Origin of the sequence: Bradyrhizobium sp. JR4.1 (assembly GCF_040548605.1) — a bacterium.
GTDB lineage: Bacteria > Pseudomonadota > Alphaproteobacteria > Rhizobiales > Xanthobacteraceae > Bradyrhizobium > Bradyrhizobium canariense.
In genome coordinates this window covers 303,758-322,380 of the sequence record NZ_JBEPRY010000002.1, presented here as the reverse complement: position 1 = coordinate 322,380, position 18,623 = coordinate 303,758, and the positions used below count along the sequence as shown (strand labels likewise).

Genomic DNA, 18,623 nt, shown 5'->3' with positions numbered 1-18,623 from the left:
CCACACCCCAACCCTCTCCCCGTAAGAACGGGGCGAGGGAGAGCACACAGCCCTACGATCCCCCACCCGCGGTGCCTGAATTCACCGGGGCCAGCTCGTCTTCCCGGCAGCGCCAGCCATCGGCGGCTTTGACAAACGCAAATGTGCGCTGGATTCGCAGGCGGCGCGTGACGTTGAAGGCGTCTGCGGAGCGCTCCTTGTTGCTGACGCCAGGCTGCGGACGACCCGTCCTGGGGTCCCAGCAGGTGCCCGTGCACGTCGTGGCGACCTTGCTGCAGGTGGCGAAGGGCGCCAGCACGGCCATCTCGATTTCGCCCGTGACCTGCGCCTCCTGCTCGCCCACCTGGCTATCGAGCGCATAGACGCGGTTGATGCGGAGGAAGTTGCCGCAGGAATTGGCCGCGTGGATTCGCGCGGCACAGAAGTCGACGGCATCGGTGTCGGGCGCGCGGGCTGCGACCTGCCGGCCGAACACCTTCTTCGGATCGCCTTTCGCCGCGCCAATCTCGTCGGTCTTGTGCTTCAGATAGCCGGCGAGACAGTCCTCCGCGGACTCGAGCTCCCCGAGCGGCACGTTCTCCTTGCCGACCAGATTGCATTTGCGATCGCGCTCCCGCGTCCACCGGCCATATTCGGCAAAGGCAAAGCGTGCCGAGGTCGGATCGAGCTTGCCGATCAGGCCGAGGACCTGGCTGTTCAAGTCGGTCTCGGCAAGCGCCAGCGACGGGTCCGCACAGATCAGCGCGCCTGCGGCGGTGTTGGCGGCGAGACAGTCGAAATCCGGATCGCGTACGATCGCGGCGCGCTCCTCGGTCACCTTGAGAAGACATGCCTTCACCCGGTCGAAATCGTCGGTGCGGATCGCGGTCTGGCCGACGATGCCGCAACCGAGGTTGCGCTGGCGAATCCAGATCGCGTTCTCCTCGATCCCAGGCAGACGATCGGGGAGGCGGGCAAGCCGTGCCTCGATTCCCGTGCTCAGCTTCTCGGCGGCGGCGGCAAGCTCGGCATCACCGCAGAACAATTGATTGCCGGGATCGCGGATCTGCTGGCAGTTGTTCCTCGCGAACAGCGGCAGCCTGTCGGCGACGGAGCGGTCGGACGGGCCGGATTGCGACAAGCCTGGAGCCGCCGGCAAGGCCAGCAGCGCAAGCACAGTCAGCACGATGAACCGCATTCCGGTCGCCCCCGCATAGCCGCGGCCATGCTAGCGTCCTGGATCGCACTGTGGAATGGGTTTGTGGGTAAGCGTACTTTGTGCTGGTAGCCCGGATGGAGCGCAGCGCAATCCGGGATTCGTGCGACAGGCGGCGGCCCCGGATTTCGCGGAGCCCGTCATCGGGCGGCGCTGTGCGCCGACCCGGTGGCTCCATCCGGGCTACAAGAAAGTCAACGCGCCTCGGCGGCGATCATCGAGAACCGCACGGGTTCGTCGACATACTTCATCACGGCCGACTGGTAGAGCACGAACAACGGCTGGTAGCTCCGTGCGGCGTCGTCCTCGACCATCGCCATGCGGCGGTTGTCGAGCATCAGCCAGTGGCCGTCGAGCCGTGCAGCGACAACCGCATGCTCTTCGCCGGCCCTGACGTCGCGCACCACGACGATACGGAGATCTTCGGCGGCAACGCCCGCGAGCTTAAGAGCGGCGAGCTTGGCAATGGCGTAATCCTCGCAATCCCCGGCGCCGCGCGCGAAGGTCGCGAGAGGTGAGCTCCAGACGTCCTCAGAACCGTCAGCGGCGGCACGGATGGCGAGGTTGATGGCGCGATTGGTCTCGCCCAGCAGAGCGCGGCCGTCACGGCTGCGGGCCTGGTCGACGATGGCGAGCAGTTTCAGCGCAGCCGGCGAAGCGCAATTGTCCCGGTCGCCGTCGCACAGCGCGAGCTGCACCATGTCATCGTCGAGCCTGGACCTCAGCGCGAGCCATTTTTGTTGCAGGCTGCCGGCGGAGATGGCGAAGGCGAACACGCCGAACGGCTCGGCGGATTTGCGCACGAGGACGCCGGCTCCCGGCGACAACAGCGTGCCAGCGCGAAGCTCGGCGGCCGATCCGAGCAGGATCAATCCGCACAGCACTAGGATTGCGCGCCAAGCGCGCGAACGAGCAGCGGTCTCCATCTGACATCCCCTTCCGGCTTCGCTAGGTCCCCCTCGACCTGCACGTGCCGGGCTTTGTTGCTTTCGCGGAGATAGTGCGAGGCAGGCGGTTTTGTTCTGCTTAACGCGCCCGGCTGGGGTCCCAAAACCGGGCAACAGGCTGAAACGGGCCTGCTCATATTGCGTAAAATTTTACGATTCGCCGGCTAGGAGAGCGGCAGTTGCCGCGAAGAAGGACCAATTGCAGGCACAAGTTGTGGTGGAACTGATTCTGCGCCTTATGGCTAACGGCTCGCTATTTCACGGCTTCTGTTGGTTGGATCACAGATTTGGCCCCGTATTTGCCGCAGGGTGGTGCGGGGCACCACGAACAAAAGATGACATAAGTATCTATTGTGGGATTTCTGCAATATAATACATGAGGTTACTTGGAATGAGCGAAAATAAGCGCTGCTTTACGTATGAGTATTTGAAAGATTACTTTGACTTCTCTGCAGGTGCCCAGCCGCCTGAGAGCATCGACCGCTTGGTGATGCGAAATCACACAAGCAATAGGTGGTTTCGCTAAGGACTTGGTAATGATATGCAAGTTTAGGCGAGCGATACTTACTTAGATTTTAACTCCTTTTTTGGTGCCCGGATTGAATTACGCTGGCAAATTTGACGCCGCGATTTCCTTGGACGGCTTGGGTTCCCGATCGCCCGCCGATGGCCACGTCGATTCCTTTACCGCAAAGGCACATGGTCATGTGCCTGACGGCGCATTCGTCGTTCCCGACCCGAACCTGATCTTCAACGGCGATTTCAAGCGCGCCGGTCTCGACCTCGTGCTGTCCCATGACGGCCACGACTTCGTCGTTCACGACTATTTCAGGGGCGACAAGCGCGCGGCGATCGCCTCGCCCGACGGCGCGCACCTCACCGGCGACGTCGTCAACGCACTCACCGGCCATGTGCAATATGCGCAGGCCGCCTCCGGCATTGCCGCCGCCCAGGTCATCGGCCACGTCACCAAGCTCTCCGGCAGCGCGACCGCGGTTCGTAACGGCGTCTCCGTCATCCTGAACAACGGCGACAACGTCGAGAAGGGCGACGTGGTCTCGACCGGTGGCGACTCGACGCTCGGCATCACGTTCATCGACGGCACGGTGTTCGGCCTGTCCTCCAATGCGCGGATGGTGCTGAACGAGATGGTCTACGACCCCAACGGGTCGAACAATTCCTCTCTCCTCAGTCTGGTCGCGGGCACCATCACCTTCGTTGCCGGCGAGACCGCCAAGCACGGAGACATGAAGGTCGACACGCCAGTCGCCACCATGGGTATCCGCGGCACGGCGGTGCTGAGCCAGATCAACTTCGTCGTTCCCGCCGGCGGCGGCGATCCGCAGCCGCAGGCGAGCTTCCAGGTGCTGGTCGAGCCGAACGGCACGACGGGCTCCTACATCCTGTTCGACAAGGTCACGCTGCTGCCGATCGCGACGGTCAACCAGGCCGGCCAGATGATCCAGATCAGCGGCGGCAACGTCTCGATCTCCAATGCGCTGATGTCGCCGGACATCCAGAAGCTGATCACGGACGTGTTCACGCTGAAGTTCACGGACAACAACAGCAACACCAAGCTGACCCAGAACTTCACCGACTCGATCACGCAGACCGGCAACATTGTCGTGATCAAGACGGACACCGGTGCCACCGCGACCGCGACCTTCACGAATCTCACTCAGCCGGGAGCGCAGGATTCCGGCCATGATCCGTCGAGCAGCACCCGCATTCCCGGCCCGCCCGATGCACGCAGCCTTGATCTCAATGGGAATGTGCAGAAGGCGTTCGCGCTGACTGAGCGTGCGGATACGACCGGCGACACGACGCATTCCGACACCATCTCCGGCCTGATCACCTTCGTCGACCAGAACCTGGGCGACCGGCCGACGGTGAGCATAGACCTCGGCGACGCGCCGAACTATCTCTACAAAAATGCCGGCCAGCAGGATGTCACCAGCGCGCTCTCTGCACTCCAGAAGCAGGACATCGCGGCAACGCAAATCCAGATCAGCGTCGCCGCAGCCGGCGGTAACAACAACAACGGCTCGGCGGTCTGGACCTACACGATTCCCGACCACGTCTTCGACTTCCTAGCGGCCGGTGAAACGTTGACGCTGACTTACAAGGTTCGCGTCAACAATAATTTCTCGGTCAATCCCGAAACGTCGCCCATCGACATCACCATCACGATCACCGGCACCAACGACAAGCCGGTGATCACCACCAGCGTTCCCGTCATCATCTTCGAGGGCGGCACCAGCAAACCCGGTGGCCCGCTCACCAGCGAGGTGCCGACTTCGGGCACGCTGACCTTCACGGATGTCGACCTCACCGACGCCCACACGGTCGCGGTCAAGCTGACCAGTGCGACCCTGCCTGATGGTAGCGTTCCGCCCGGCCCACTCGCGGCGTTCCAGAGCGCGATGTCGGTCGCGATCGCGGCGGGCGCCGACAGCAAGGGCAGCGGCACCGGCACCATCAGCTGGTCGCTGGCCGACCTGCCGGTCTACCTCGCCGACTTCATCCCCAAGGGTGAGGTGCTGACGCTGGCCTACACCGTGACGCTCAAGGACGCGCAAGGCGCCACCTCGCAGCAGACCATCACCGTCACGATCACCGGCACCGACGCTCCCGCCGTGGTGTGGATCGCGACCGACAAGCCCGGTGCTCCCTCCGGCGGCTTCTGGAAGGATGCGGCCAATTGGGCAACCGGCACGGTCCCGACCATCAATGACGACGTCATCGTCATCACCGATCAGTTGCACGGGCTGACGCCGTCCTACCCGGTGACAATCGACACGGCAGCCTACGCCAAGTCGATCACGATGAACGACTACGACACCGCGGTCGGCCACAAGGCACCGGAAGTCATCAACAAGAGTGCGCTGACGATTGCGGGCGAGATCAGCCTCAAGGCCGATTCGAAGCTCACCAATTTCGCGGCAAGCACGATCTCGGTTGGTGGCAAGGCCGAGTTCCTGGACAGTAGCGTGCTCACCAATGCCGGCTATCTGACGCTTGCGGCCGGTGGCGATTTCGCTGGCGGTACCACGATCGCCAATTCCGGCACGATTGAGCTGTCCGGCGGCACGCTGAAGACGCTCGCCGCAATTAACAATGCCGGCGGCACGCTCAAGGCCGATGCCGGCACGACGCTGATCGTCGACACTGCCACCATCAGCGGCGGCACGGTCACCATCGCCGGCACGTTGGAACTCGATGGCAGCAGCGTCCTCAAGAACGGCACGCTGAACAATTCAGGGGCGGTCAACGTCAAGGGCACAGCGGAGTTCGCCCACGAGACCGTCTCCAACACCTCCGGCGGCACGATCAAGGTGCTGGCGAATGGCTGGCTGACGATCGACCAGGGCGCGACCGTTACCAATACCGGCAACGTCACGATCGATGCCGCGGGCAAGCTGACAGTGAACGGCGCCACCATCAGCGGCGGCACGATCAACGGTCTCGGCACGATCGACGTTACCGGCGCCAGCACGATCGATGGCGGCGCGACGCTGAGCACGAGCACGGTCACTGTCGAGAACGGCATCGCGCTGACGCTCGATGGCATGACGGTGTCGGGCTCGACCATCAGCGGCGGCGGCAGCGTGGTGCTGAAGGGCACCGTGCTGTTGGAAGGCAACGCCAAGATCCAGAATGGCCCGATCACCAACATCGGCACGCTGGAGATCGCCGGCGCGGCGACGCTGCTCAACGATGTCCTCACCAACACTGGGCACACCGTCCATGTCGACGGCGGCAAGACCCTGACGCTGTCCGGCGCCGAGATCACAGGCGGCACGATCGACGGCCCCGGCACCATCGACGTCACTGGCGCCAGCACGTTCGACGGCGGCGCCACACTGAGCACGGCTGCAGTTACCGCCGATGCCAAGCTGACGCTGGACGGCATCACGGTTTCGGGCTCGACGATCACGGACAATGCAGGCATCGAGCTTGACAACACCGTCAAGCTTCAGGACGGCGCCAGCATCCGGGGTGGCGCGGTCGCCAATATCGGCACGCTGAAGATCGCCGGCGCTGCAACGCTGCTCAATGACGTCGTGACCAACACCGGCACGGTGACGGTCGATGGCGGCCAGACGTTGACACTGTCCAGCACGGAGATTTCGGGCGGGGCTGTCAACGGCGTCGGCACGATCGACGTCACTGGCGCCAGCACGATCGATGGCGGCGCCACGCTGAGCACGGCCACAGTTATCGCCGATGCCAAGCTGACGCTGGACGGCATCACGGTGTCGGGCTCGACGATCACGGACAATGCAGGCATCGAGCTCGACAACACCGTCAAGCTCCAGGACGGCGCCAGCATCCAGGGTGGCGCGGTCGCCAATACCGGTACGCTGAAGATCGCCGGCGCTGCGATGCTGCTCAACGACGTCGTGACCAACACCGGAATGGTGACGGTCGATGGCGGCCAGACGTTGACACTGTCCAGCACGGAGATTTCGGGCGGGGCTGTCAACGGCGTCGGCACGATCGATGTCATCGGCAGCAGCAAGATCGATCAATCGGCGACGCTGAGCACCGCTGCCGTGACGGTTGAGAGCGGCGTCATACTGACGCTGGATGACGTGACCGTTGCGGGTACCGCAATCGCCAATCATGGCACGGTCAAGGTCGATGCAAGCAGCAAGCTGACATTGAACGGTGCAAGCCTGACCGGCGGCGCGCTCATTGTTTCGGGCACGCTGAATTCGACCGGCACAACTGCGATTACCGACGCTAACATCTCGAACAACTATCTGATCGAGGCAACCCTGGGCGCGTTGACGCTGTTGGCGACGACCTCCGCAAGCTCGATCGCGAATGACGGCATCCTCCGGGCCAATGGCGCCGAGCTCGACATCAACGGCGAAGCCGTCACTAACACCGGCACGTTGGCGGCGATCGATCACGGGACACTGAAGCTGATCGGGATGAAGGCGACCAATACCGGCAGCGGTGCCGTCTCGGTCGAGTCCGGCTCGACACTCGATCTCCAGGGCGCGACCATCGACGGCGGCACGGTGACGATTGCCGGTACGCTGGAATCGACCGGCACGAGCGCGATCGACAACGCCGACATCACCAACACCGGCACGATCACGGTCACCAGCGGCACGCTGACGATCGATCCCGCCACGCTTCACACCATCACCAATCACAATCTGATTCAGGCGAATGGTGGTGTGCTCGGCGTCTCCGGCGAAGACATCTCCAACACCGCGGATCTCGAGGCGATCAACTATGGCACGCTGAAGCTGACAAATCTGACTGTCAGTAACAGCGGCACCGGAGCGATCACGGTCGATGGTCACTCGAAGCTCTATCTGACCGACGTCTCGATCAACGGCGGCAGCCTGAGCAATGCCGGCAATCTCTACAGCGCCGGCGTCGATACGGTCACGGGCAGCGTCACCAATACCGGCATCATCGAGGTCCAGAGCGGCACGCTCGACCTTGCGGGCGGCATCGCCGGTTCAGGCAAGGTGATCGTCGATGTCGGCGCGACGCTGGAGTTTTCGGGCGCGACCGGTTCGATCCACATCGTCAATTCCGGCTCGATCGTGGGCACCGGTGGCAATGCGGCGATCCACATCCAGCAGGACACGACCGGTTCGGTGATCGACAATTCCGGCACCATCGGGCCGGCCGCCGCCTTGAGCGTGACCTCCGCGACCGATGCGATCGTCGAGACCGACGGCAGCCTCACGATCAACAACACCGGCCACATCAACGGCAATGTCTCGGTCGCTACCGCGACCTTCAACAACGAGCTGGGCGGCACCTGGACGGTCGCCGGCACGAGCGTGTTCGGCAATGCGTCGACGATCGTCAATGACGGTGTCATCGATCTCCTCAACGGCGCCTCGATCTCCCTGAGTGGGCCTGGCCTCGTCAATCACAACCACATCGACAGCTGGGGCACGGCGTCGATCTCGGGCACCATCGCCAATACCGGCACCATCGAGGTCCATGGCGAGTTGTCGCTGTTCGGCTCGTTGACCGGCACGGGCTCGGTCACCGTCGATGCCGGCGCGCTGCTGAAGCTCGAAGGCACGGTCGCGCAAACGATCGCACTTCACGGCAACGGCGCCGCGCTTGAGATCGATACGGACACGTTCGGCGGCTCGATCGCAGACTTGTCCGTGAACGACACGATCGAATTATCGACGATCCAGTGGGGCCCCGGCACCAGCGCCGTCTACTTGCCCAATGCTGCCGATCCTGCGAGCGGCGGCATGCTCACGGTCACCGGCAACGATGGCAAGACCATTGACCTGACTCTCGTCGGCGACTATCGCAACGCGCACTTCGCGGGCAGCGACGATGGCGGCCACACGCTGATCACGATGCATGCGATCGACGACGCGCCGGCGTTCGACATGGTCAATGCATCCCTGACCGCGAACTTCTCCGAGCGCGAAAGCACCACCGGCTCCGGCGATTCCGACCCGCTGCCCGCCGCAACCGGCTCGATTCACTTCACCGACATCGACCTGACGGACCGTCCGATAGCGACAGTTGCAGTCACCGACCAGGCTGTGACCTGGCTGGATGGCGGCACCGACCTCACCGCGTCGCTCACCGACGACGAGACCGCCGCGTTGAAGGCCGCGCTGATCTATGGGCAGACCGGCAAGAACAATGGCACCGTCAACTGGAGCTATTCGATCGTCGACGGTGCGCTGGATTTCCTCGCCAAGGACCAGACCGCGAAGGTCGACTCCACCATCACGCTCACGGACGATTACGGCAAGATCCATACGGCCGAGGTCAGCGTCACCATCACTGGCAAGAACGACATTCCGACATTGGCCGCGGTCACCACGGGTCCACTTGTTGACACCGCCGCCACCGATAGCTTCCCGAACATCACGGGAACGCTGGTCGGGACCGACGCCGACCATGGCGAGACGGCAACGTTGCACTACGCGGTGATGGATGGAGCGAACGCGGTCACGACGGTCGCCGGTCATTACGGTTCGCTGACGGTGGATGCCGTCGGCAGCTACAGCTACGTTCCGGATGCTGCGGCGATCAACGCGCTGTCGGCAGGCCCTTACTCGGACGTCTTCACGATTCAGACCAAGGACGCGCAGGGTGCTGTCGGCACGGCGTCATTCACGGTCGCCGTCACCGGCGCCAACGACACGCCGGTGTTGTCCAATGGCAGCATCGGGAAACTCACCGACACGGCCGCAGCGGATAGTTTCTCCGACCTCACGGGACAGGTGGTCGGGACCGACGTCGACACCGGCGACACGCTGAGCTATGCCCTGCTTGACGCAGGTCACCAGGCCGTCGCGACGGTCACGGGTCATTATGGCGCGCTGACGCTCAATAGCAACGGCAGCTATAGCTACGTTCCCGACGCTGCGTCGATCAACGCCCTGCCGGGAGGCTCCTATTCGGATAGTTTCACGGTCAAGGTCACCGACGCGCATGGCGCTGCCACCACCGCGACATACACGGTGGACCTGACGGGCGCCAACGACACGCCGACGCTGTCCGATCTCAACATCGGCTCGCTCACGGACACGGCTGCGACTGACAGTTTCGCCAATCTCACCGGCAAGCTGGTCGGGACCGATGCTGACAGTGGCGAGACGGGGTCGCTGACCTATGCCGTGCTTGATGCGACGCATCATGCGGCTGCAACGGTCGCAGGCCACTACGGCTCGCTAACGGTGAACGCGAACGGCAACTACAGCTACGTTCCGGATGCAACCGCCATCAACGCACTGCCGCAGGGATCCTATTCGGATACGTTCACGGTACAGACGACGGACGTTCATGGGGCCGCGGGCACGGCGACACTGACAGTCGGCGTGACCGGCGCGAATGACACGCCGATGTTCGATCTCGATCACGTGAGTGTTAGGCAAGACGACGACGAGCAGGTGATCGTCCATGGCCTTTCGTTGGTCGACCCGGACGCTGCTCCGAATGAGATATTCACGCTGGCTGCCACGACTGAGGCTGCCGGCAGCAATGCGAGCCCGTCGTCGCGCTCCGGTCTATTTGCAAACATCAATGGGAGCCTGAATACCGTTATCTACAATGAAGGCAGCGCAGAGCCGCCCACGGACAAGATCACGCTCACCGTGACCGACGGGCACGGGGCGAGCGATACCATTCACTTGATTTTCAACCTTCCTGAAAGTGCGAACGACCACGCGCGGATCACCGGCACGACCGGCAAAGATCTGTTCATCGGAACCGGCTATCAGGATCAGTTCGTGTTCGCGGCCGACTCGAACCGCGATATGATCGTGAATTTCACGCCGGGTCAGGACCACATCGATCTCTCGGCAGTTGTGACGACCTCCAATCTTTCCGCCTGGATGGCCCAGCATGTGGCCGGGTCACCTACCAATTCGGCGGACACCCTGATCACGATCGACGCGGCAGACACGATCGTCCTGAAGGGCGTCACCGCGGCCCATCTCCATGCGAGCGACTTCATCGTCCACGCCTGATGACCGCTTGGGTGCCAAGCCGCCGGCTGCCATTGCCCGTGAAAGCGTGATATTCAACCGCCATGAAACGTCTCAAAATCCTGCGGCGGTGGTTTGCGCGGAAGTTGGGGTTTGCGCGGCTGATGTGCCTTGCGCTGCTGGTCGTGTTTGCCGGCGCTCGCCTGTGGGATCCGCCGCCGATCCAGGAACTGCGGCTGCGCACCTTCGACATGTTTCAGTTGATCGATCCGCGCCACAAGGCGGCGCGGCCGGTCACGATCGTCGACATCGACGACAAGAGCCTCGCCAAGCTCGGCCAATGGCCGTGGCCGCGGACGCGGATCGCCGACATGATACAGAACCTTACCAGCAACGGCGCGGTCGCAATCGGCTTCGACGTCGTGTTCTCGGAGGCCGACCGGCTCAATCCGGATCTGGTCGCGAGCCACATGCGCTACCTCGACGATGCCACCCGCGCCAAGTTGCGCGAGCTGCCGAGCAACGACCAGATCCTTGCCGAAGCGATCAAGCGCTCGCGCGTGGTGCTGGGCGAGACGGGGCTTCCAGCAGTCTTGTCCGAACTCGACAAGTCACTTCCATTCACCGGCGTAGCGACGCTCGGGGAGGACGGGTCTGAACGCTTCATGTTCGACTTCCCGGGCTTGTTGCGCAACGTGCCTGTGATCGAGAAGGTCGCGGCCGGACGCGGCCTGTTCTCGATCAGACCCGAGCGCGATGGCCTGATCCGCCGCGTGCCGATGATCCTGCGGGCGCAGGACAACATCATGCCCTCGCTGAGCCTGGAGATGCTGCGCGTCGCCACCGGCACGCCGACGCTGCTGATCAGGACCGACAAGAGCGGTATCCGCACGATCCGCCTCAAGGGCCTGGAGATCCCGACCGACAAGAACGGCCAGCTGTGGATGCATTACGCCCGCCCGGACCCCTCGATCTACGTCTCTGCGGCCGATGTGCTCGACAATAGCGTGTCGCCCGGCAAGATCGCCGGCAAGCTGGTCCTGATCGGCACCTCCGCGGGCGGGTTGAACGACCTCAAGACCACGCCGGTGTCCTCGACCATGCCCGGCGTCGAGATCCACGCCCAGGTGCTGGAGAGTGTGCTGAGCGGCGCGGTGATCTCCCAGCCCGGCTATGCGCTCGTTGTCGAGCTGCTCGCCGCGCTCGTCATCGGCTTGCTCGTCATCATCTTCACGCCGAACCTCGGACCGGTCCGCCTCGTACTTGCCGGCGCGACCTTCGCCGCGATCCTGATCGGAGTGTCCTGGTTCTACTATGCCCAGCGCCGCTATCTCATCGACTTCACCTATCCGCTGCTCTCGACCACCGCGATCTATCTGACGCTGATCTTCGCGAGCTTCGTGCGCGAGCAGCGGCAGCGCGTGCAGATCCGCGGCATGTTCGCGCAATACATGTCGCCGGTGCTGGTCGAGCAACTCGCGCAGTCACCGGAAAAGCTCGTCCTCGGCGGCGAGGAGCGCGAAATGACGATCATGTTCTCCGACGTGCGCGGCTTCACCACCATATCGGAAACCTACAAGCACGACCCGCAGGGCCTGATCGCGCTGATGAACCGCTTCCTGACCCCTCTGACCGACGTGATCATCGATCAGAAGGGCTATATCGACAAATATATGGGCGACGCCATCATGGCGTTCTGGAACGCGCCGCTCGACGATGCCGAGCACGAGGTCAACGCCTGTGAGGCCGCGATCGAGATGCTGGAGCGGATCGACGCGGTGAACAAGGACCGCGAACAGGAAGCCACGGATGGCGGCCACGTCTACATCCCGCTCAATGTCGGTATCGGCCTCAACACCGGCATCGGCGTCGTCGGCAACATGGGCTCCGACCTGAAGAAGAACTATTCGGTGCTCGGCGACAGCGTGAACCTGGCCTCGCGCCTGGAAGGCCAGTCGAAGGAGTACGGCTTTCCCATCATCGTCGGCTCGAGGACCGCGCTCGCCGCCAAGGACAAGTTCGCGATCCTCGAGCTCGACTTCATCATGGTCAAGGGCAAGACCGAGCCCGAAGTGATCTACGCCATCGCCGGCCGCGAGGACGTGATGCATTCCGGCGCCTTCCAGCGCCTGCGCAACGTCACCATCGAAATGCTGGCCTGCTATCGCGGCCGCGACTGGCAGGGCGCGCTGGACGCCATCGAACGCGGGCGCAGGAGCGAGGATGCCGACACGCTGGAAAAGCTGTTCAAGCTCTATGAAGTGCGTATCAAGGAATTCCAGGTGAATCCGCCGGCGGAGGGGTGGACCGGGGCCTATGCACTGCTGACGAAGTAGGGGGCAGATGTGCGGTTTTGAAGCTAACCACACACTCGCTGTCGTCCCGGCGAACGCCAGAACCCATTACCCCAGGGAGAAGTTGTTACGGCGAGCGGCCAACCACCAATCTTCGGCAAATGAAATTCGGTGGTTATGGGTCCTGGCTTTCGCCAAGACGACGGCAGAGGGTTGAGCTGTCGCCTCACTCCGCCCCGATCGTCGTCAGGTCCTGGAACCAGTGCTGCGCCTGGACGAACTGCTTGACCTTGGGCGACAGCGCATGCGGGTTGGTGTCGTGCACCACCCACACCAGCGTGGCGTCGTCGACGATCAGCGCGTGCGCCTGCGCCAGCAGCTCGTCCTGCTTGGTGCTGTCGAAAGTCTGCTTGGCCTCGTCGATCAGCGCGTCGACCTTCGGGTTCTTGTAGCCGCCCCAGTTGACGCCGACCGGCGCGATCTGGCTCGAATGGAAGAAGCGGACGATGGCGTAGAGCGGGTCGGAGGTGACGTAGGCGATGTTGTTGGCGGTGATGCCGGCGTTCATCTCGTCGGCCGCGCCCTTGCGCCAGTGCGTATAGAGTGTCTCGAGCTCGACGACCTTGAAATCGATGTCGATCCCGATCTCCTTGAAGCTCTGCTGCAAAAATTCGTTCATCGGCAGCGACAGCATCTGGCCGGTGCCGCCCTGTGCGATGATGAAGGTCGCCTTCAGCGGCTTCGCCTTGGAGTAGCCGGCTTCCTCGACCAGCTTCTTCGCCGCGGCGACATCGTATTTCAGCTCGAAGCTCGGCTTGCCGAACCACGGGCTCGACGGATCGACCTGTCCCTTGGCGGGTTTCGCAAGGCCATTCATCAGGCCCACCACGGCCTCACGATCGATCGCGAGGTTCAGCGCCTTGCGCAGGCGGATGTCGGTCCAGGGCGAGCCCGGCAGCACGCTCAGATGATAATTCCAGACATGCGGCGTGACGTTATCGACGAGCTTCATGCCGGCGGCCTTGAGCTGCGGCACGGCATCCGGCGCCGGCGTTTCGATCAGGTCGACTTGCCCGGCCAGCAGCGCATTGGTGCGCGTCAGCGCTTCCGGCATCGGCACCAGCACGAGCTTGTCGACCTTGGGAATGCGCTTCTTGTTCCAGTAATCCGGATTCTTCGTGAGCTCGGCGAGCTCGCGCGGCACCAGTTTTGTCAATTTGAACGGGCCGGTCCCCGAAGGCTGGCTCGCGAACTTGTCCCAGTCCTTGCCGAGCTTCTCGTATTGCGTCGGGCTCGACACCAGGAACCACAGCATCTGATAGGGAAAGAAGGAATCGACCGTCTTGGTGGTGATCTCCACCGTGGAGTCGTCGATCTTGGCGTAGCTCGCGACCGAGGGCAGGCGGGTCTTGACCTGGGCGCTCTGGCGCTTGTCGAATTGTGGCGCCTTGTCGTTGAGCACCTTGTCCAGATTCCAGATCACGGCGTCGGCGGTGAACTCGCTGCCGTCGTGAAACTTCACGCCCTTACGCAAGGTGAAGCGCCATTTGGTCTTGTCGGTATCGTCGACCTTCCATTCGGTGGCGAGCCCCGGCACCAGTTTGCCGGGTCGATCGGCGACGTCCATCTCCCAGGCCACGAGCGGATCGTAGATGGTGTAGGCCGTGAACTGATAGGCGCCGGCGCCGCGATCGGGCTGGCCGGTGGTCAGCGGGATGTCCGCCATCGAAATGCCGTAGCGCAGCACCGTTTCGGCGCCCGCCGGAATCGCGGACAACGCCAGTGCAAGCACGGCGAAACAGGTCGATAGTCGGATACGCATGGCCAAAGCTCCAAGGAAGACTTCAAGGGAGAATTGGAGCCAAACCTGCAATCTTGATGCCAGAATAGGCAGCGAGGTGCTTTCGCCGACGTGTCATCACAAGGACTTGTCGTCGCAGGGGCAATTTGCAGAATAAGTTTCCCCATTGGCATAGGCATTGCATACGATTGCATCAAAATTAGTCATCGAAGCCGGAAAAGGATTGAGGCAATGCTGATCAACAAAAACAAGACCCGCGCGGCGCTGATCGCGTTGCTGGCGCTCAGTAGCGCGGCTGCGTGGCCGCGCGTCGCCAGTGCCGAAACCGTGCTGCGCATCGCCATGACGGCTGCCGATATTCCGCGCACGCTGGGCCAGCCCGATCAGGGTTTTGAAGGCAACCGCTTCACCGGCCTCACCATGTATGACGCGCTCACCGGCTGGGACCTGTCCTCGGCCGACAAGGCGAGCGTGGTGATCCCCGGCCTTGCCACCGAGTGGAAGGTCGACGATGCCGACAAGACCAAATGGACTTTCAAGCTGCGCTCCGGCGTCACCTTCCATGACGGCTCGCCGTTCAATGCGGACGCCGTGGTGTGGAACGTCGAGAAGGTGCTGAAGCAGGACGCGCCGCAATTCGACGCCAGCCAGGTCGGCGTCACGGCCTCGCGGATGCCGACGCTGGCGTCCGCGAAGAAGATCGACGACATGACGGTCGAGCTCACCACCAAGGAGCCCGATAGCTTCCTGCCGATCAACCTCACCAATCTCTTCATGGCGAGCCCGGCGAAGTGGCAGCATTTCTACGAGAAGGCGGAAGGCGCTGACGCCAAGGCCAAGTCGCAGGCCGCATGGACCGCGTTTGCGAAGGACGCCGCGGGCACCGGCCCGTGGAAGATGGCCGCGTTCACCCCGCGCGAGCGGCTGGAGCTGGTCAAGAATGCGAGCTACTGGAACAAGGACCGCGTGCCCAAGGTCGACAAGATGGTGCTGTTGCCGATGCCGGAGGCGAACGCGCGCACCGCGGCGCTGCTCTCCGGGCAGGTCGATTGGGTCGAGGCACCGGCGCCGGACGCTTTGCCCGAGCTCAAGCAGCGCGGCTTCAAGCTCTACGCCAACGAGCAGCCGCACGTCTGGCCGTGGCAGTTCTCGCGCGTCGAGGGCTCGCCCTGGAACGACATCCGCGTGCGTAAGGCAGCAAACCTCTGCGTCGATCGCGAAGGACTCAAGGACGGCCTGCTCGCGGGGCTGATGGTGCCCGCGACCGGCACCTTTGAGCCCGGCCATCCCTGGCGCGGCAAGCCGACCTTCGAGATCAAGTATGACAAGGCGGCTGCGCAGAAGCTGATGCAGGAGGCCGGTTTCGGCCCGAGCAAGAAGCTGACGGTGAAGACCCAGACCTCTGCCTCCGGCTCGGGCCAGATGCAGCCGCTGCCGATGAACGAATATCTCCAGCAGGCGCTGGCCGAATGCTATTTCGACGTGCAGCTCGACGTCATCGAGTGGAATACGCTGTTCACCAATTGGCGCCGCGGCGCCAAGGATCCCAGCGCCAACGGCTCGAACGCGACCAACGTCACCTACGCGGCGATGGATCCGTTCTTCGCGCTGGTGCGCTTCCTGCAATCGGGCATGGCTCCGCCGGTCTCGAACAATTGGGGTTTCATCAACAATCCCAATTTCGACGAGCTGGTGAAGAAGGCGCGGCAAACCTTCGATCCCGCCGCGCGTGACGCGGCGCTCGCCGAACTGCACGCGGCCTCCGTCGATGACGCAGCCTTCCTCTACGTCGCCCACGACGTTGGCCCCCGTGCCATCAGCCCGAAGGTGACAGGCATCGTGCAGCCAAAGAGCTGGTTCATCGACTTCTCGCTGGTGTCGATGCAGTAATTCTCTCAGCTTGCTCAGTGCACCCTCTCCCCTTGTGGGAGAGGGTGGCTTCGCAAAGCGAAGCCGGGTGAGGGGTCTCTCTCCGCGAATGCGGACCTCTCAACTGACGCAGTACATCCGCGGATAGATACCCCTCATCCGGCGCTTCGCGCCACCTTCTCCCACAAGGGGAGAAGGGAAGAAAAGAAACAACGTGCTCGCCTATATCGCCAGACGCATCGTCTACGTCGTCCCGATCGTCATCAGCGTCGCGCTGGTGTGTTTTCTGCTCGTGCACATCACGCCGGGCGATCCGCTGGTGGCCGTGCTGCCGGCTGACGCCTCGCAGGAGCTCGCCGCGCAGCTCCGCACCGCCTATGGTTTCGACCGCCCGCTGCCGGTGCAGTTCGGGCTTTGGCTGCTCCGCGCACTTCATGGCGATCTCGGCAATTCCATCGCCACGGGCCGCCCGGTGCTGGCCGAGGTCATGCGCGCGGTCAGCAACACGGTCACGCTGGCGATTGCGGCGGCGATCATCGGCTTCACCATGGGCATCCTGCTCGGCCTGATCGCCGGCTATTTCCGCGAGACCTGGATCGACAAGCTGGCGACATCCTTTGCCATCGCCGGCGTTTCGGTGCCGCATTACTGGCTTGGCATGGTGCTCGTCATCATCTTCTCGGTTCAGCTGAACTGGCTGCCCGCCGTCGGCGCCGGACCCGGCGGCTCGGCCGCCTGGGCCTGGGACTGGGCGCATTTGCAATATCTCGTGCTGCCGGCGATCACGACCTCGGTGATCCCGATGGGCATCGTCACCCGCACGGTGCGCGCGCTGACCGGCGACATTCTCAGCCAGGACTTCGTCGAGGCGCTGCGTGCAAAAGGCCTGCACGAGCGCGGGGTGTTCCGCCACGTCATCAAGAACGCCGCGCCCACCGCGCTCGCCGTGATGGGACTTCAGCTCGGTTACATGCTTGGCGGCTCGATCCTGATCGAGACCGTGTTCTCCTGGCCGGGCTCGGGCTTCCTGCTCAACTCCGCGATCTTCCAGCGCGACCTGCCGCTGCTCCAGGGCACGATCCTGATCCTGGCGCTGTTCTTCGTCTTCCTCAATCTGCTGGTCGACATCGCGCAAGCCGCGATCGACCCGCGCATCAAGCGGGGCTAGCGATGAGCGAGCTTCCGTTGTCCGTCACCTCCGACGCCGCGCTTCAGTCCGCGCCCGCGACCAAGGCGCGCGGCTATTGGGCGACCGTCGGCCGCCGTATCCGGCGCGACAAGGTCAGCATGGTCTGCGCGCTGGTGCTGCTGCTGATCTTCCTGTCCGCGATCGTTGCGCCGTGGCTCGGTCTGGAAGATCCGTACAAAGGTTCGATGATCCGGCGCCTGCGCCACATTGGCACATCAGGCTACCCGCTCGGCACCGACGAGCTCGGCCGCGACATGCTGGCGCGGCTGATCTATGGCGGGCGGCTGTCGCTTCTCATCGGCATTCTGCCTGTGATCCTCGCCTTCTGCATCGGCACGTCGCTCGGCCTAGTTGCCGGCTATGTCGGCGGCAAGCTCAACACCGCGATCATGCGCACCATCGACGTGTTTTACGCGTTTCCGTCTGTGCTGCTGGCGATCGCGATCTCCGGCGCGCTGGGCGCGGGCATCCTCAATTCCATCGTGTCGTTGACCGTCGTGTTCGTGCCGCAGATCACCCGCGTCGCCGAAAGCGTCACGACGGGCGTGCGCAACATGGACTTCGTCGACGCCGCGCGCGCCTCCGGTGCCGGTCCCTTCACCATCATGCGCGTGCACATTCTCGGCAACGTGCTCGGTTCGATCTTCGTCTATGCCACCAGCCTGATCTCGGTTTCGATGATCCTCGCGGCAGGCCTGTCCTTCCTTGGACTCGGCACTAAGCCGCCGGAGCCGGAATGGGGCCTGATGCTGAACACCTTGCGGACCGCGATCTACGTCAACCCCTGGGTCGCTGCGCTCCCCGGTGCAATGATCTTCGCGGTCTCGATCTGCTTCAACCTGCTCTCGGACGGCCTGCGTAGCGCCATGGACATCAGGAACTAG

General features: G+C 63.3%; 8 protein-coding genes. 5 read left to right on the top strand and 3 right to left on the bottom strand.

Going from position 1 to position 18,623, the window contains the following annotated elements:
- Positions 1-52: 52 nt before the first annotated feature.
- Together ABIB90_RS06735 and ABIB90_RS06730 are read right to left on the bottom strand one after the other, a co-directional pair.
- Positions 53-1,177, bottom strand: a complete 1,125-nt coding sequence (locus tag ABIB90_RS06735) for a lysozyme inhibitor LprI family protein (RefSeq protein WP_354200500.1) — start codon at positions 1,175-1,177, stop codon at positions 53-55.
- 212 nt (positions 1,178-1,389) lie between these two features.
- Positions 1,390-2,121: a transglutaminase-like cysteine peptidase gene (locus tag ABIB90_RS06730; protein WP_354200499.1), complete on the bottom strand. Its 732-nt coding sequence runs from the start codon at positions 2,119-2,121 to the stop codon at positions 1,390-1,392.
- 728 nt (positions 2,122-2,849) lie between these two features.
- On the opposite strand from ABIB90_RS06730, the gene ABIB90_RS06725 reads away from it, so the two are divergent.
- A complete protein-coding gene (locus tag ABIB90_RS06725) occupies positions 2,850-10,628 on the top strand; it encodes a VCBS domain-containing protein (protein ID WP_354200498.1) in 7,779 nt (2,592 codons plus the stop codon).
- A 62-nt stretch (positions 10,629-10,690) separates the two neighbouring features.
- Positions 10,691-12,922 carry a CHASE2 domain-containing protein gene (locus ABIB90_RS06720; RefSeq protein ID WP_354200497.1) on the top strand — a complete coding sequence of 744 codons (2,232 nt, stop codon included), beginning with the start codon at positions 10,691-10,693 and terminating at the stop codon, positions 12,920-12,922.
- Positions 12,923-13,106: 184 nt separating this feature from the next.
- On the opposite strand, the gene ABIB90_RS06715 is transcribed toward ABIB90_RS06720, so the two are convergent.
- Positions 13,107-14,702 (bottom strand): ABC transporter substrate-binding protein, encoded by a 1,596-nt coding sequence (locus tag ABIB90_RS06715; protein ID WP_219681149.1) that lies wholly within the window; start codon positions 14,700-14,702, stop codon positions 13,107-13,109.
- 210 nt (positions 14,703-14,912) lie between these two features.
- Here ABIB90_RS06715 and ABIB90_RS06710 point away from each other — a divergent pair, with 210 nt between their 5' ends.
- From ABIB90_RS06710 to ABIB90_RS06700, 3 genes are all read left to right on the top strand, one after another.
- Positions 14,913-16,571 carry an ABC transporter substrate-binding protein gene (locus tag ABIB90_RS06710; RefSeq protein WP_354200496.1) on the top strand — a complete coding sequence of 553 codons (1,659 nt, stop codon included), beginning with the start codon at positions 14,913-14,915 and terminating at the stop codon, positions 16,569-16,571.
- 193 nt (positions 16,572-16,764) lie between these two features.
- A complete protein-coding gene (locus tag ABIB90_RS06705) occupies positions 16,765-17,718 on the top strand; it encodes an ABC transporter permease (protein WP_007599552.1) in 954 nt (317 codons plus the stop codon).
- Positions 17,719-17,720: 2 nt separating this feature from the next.
- Positions 17,721-18,623, top strand: coding sequence for an ABC transporter permease (locus ABIB90_RS06700; RefSeq protein WP_027570091.1), 903 nt, complete (start codon positions 17,721-17,723; stop codon positions 18,621-18,623).

What these genes read in the sequence shown, in the direction of transcription:
- ABIB90_RS06715 (WP_219681149.1), bottom strand. Translation starts at nt 14,702, where the DNA reads ATGCGTATCCGACTATCGACCTGTTTCGCCGTGCTTGCACTGGCGTTG.
- ABIB90_RS06720 (WP_354200497.1), top strand. Translation starts at nt 10,691, where the DNA reads ATGAAACGTCTCAAAATCCTGCGGCGGTGGTTTGCGCGGAAGTTGGGG.
- ABIB90_RS06735 (WP_354200500.1), bottom strand. Translation starts at nt 1,177, where the DNA reads ATGCGGTTCATCGTGCTGACTGTGCTTGCGCTGCTGGCCTTGCCGGCG.
- ABIB90_RS06730 (WP_354200499.1), bottom strand. Translation starts at nt 2,121, where the DNA reads ATGGAGACCGCTGCTCGTTCGCGCGCTTGGCGCGCAATCCTAGTGCTG.
- ABIB90_RS06710 (WP_354200496.1), top strand. Translation starts at nt 14,913, where the DNA reads ATGCTGATCAACAAAAACAAGACCCGCGCGGCGCTGATCGCGTTGCTG.
- ABIB90_RS06700 (WP_027570091.1), top strand. Translation starts at nt 17,721, where the DNA reads ATGAGCGAGCTTCCGTTGTCCGTCACCTCCGACGCCGCGCTTCAGTCC.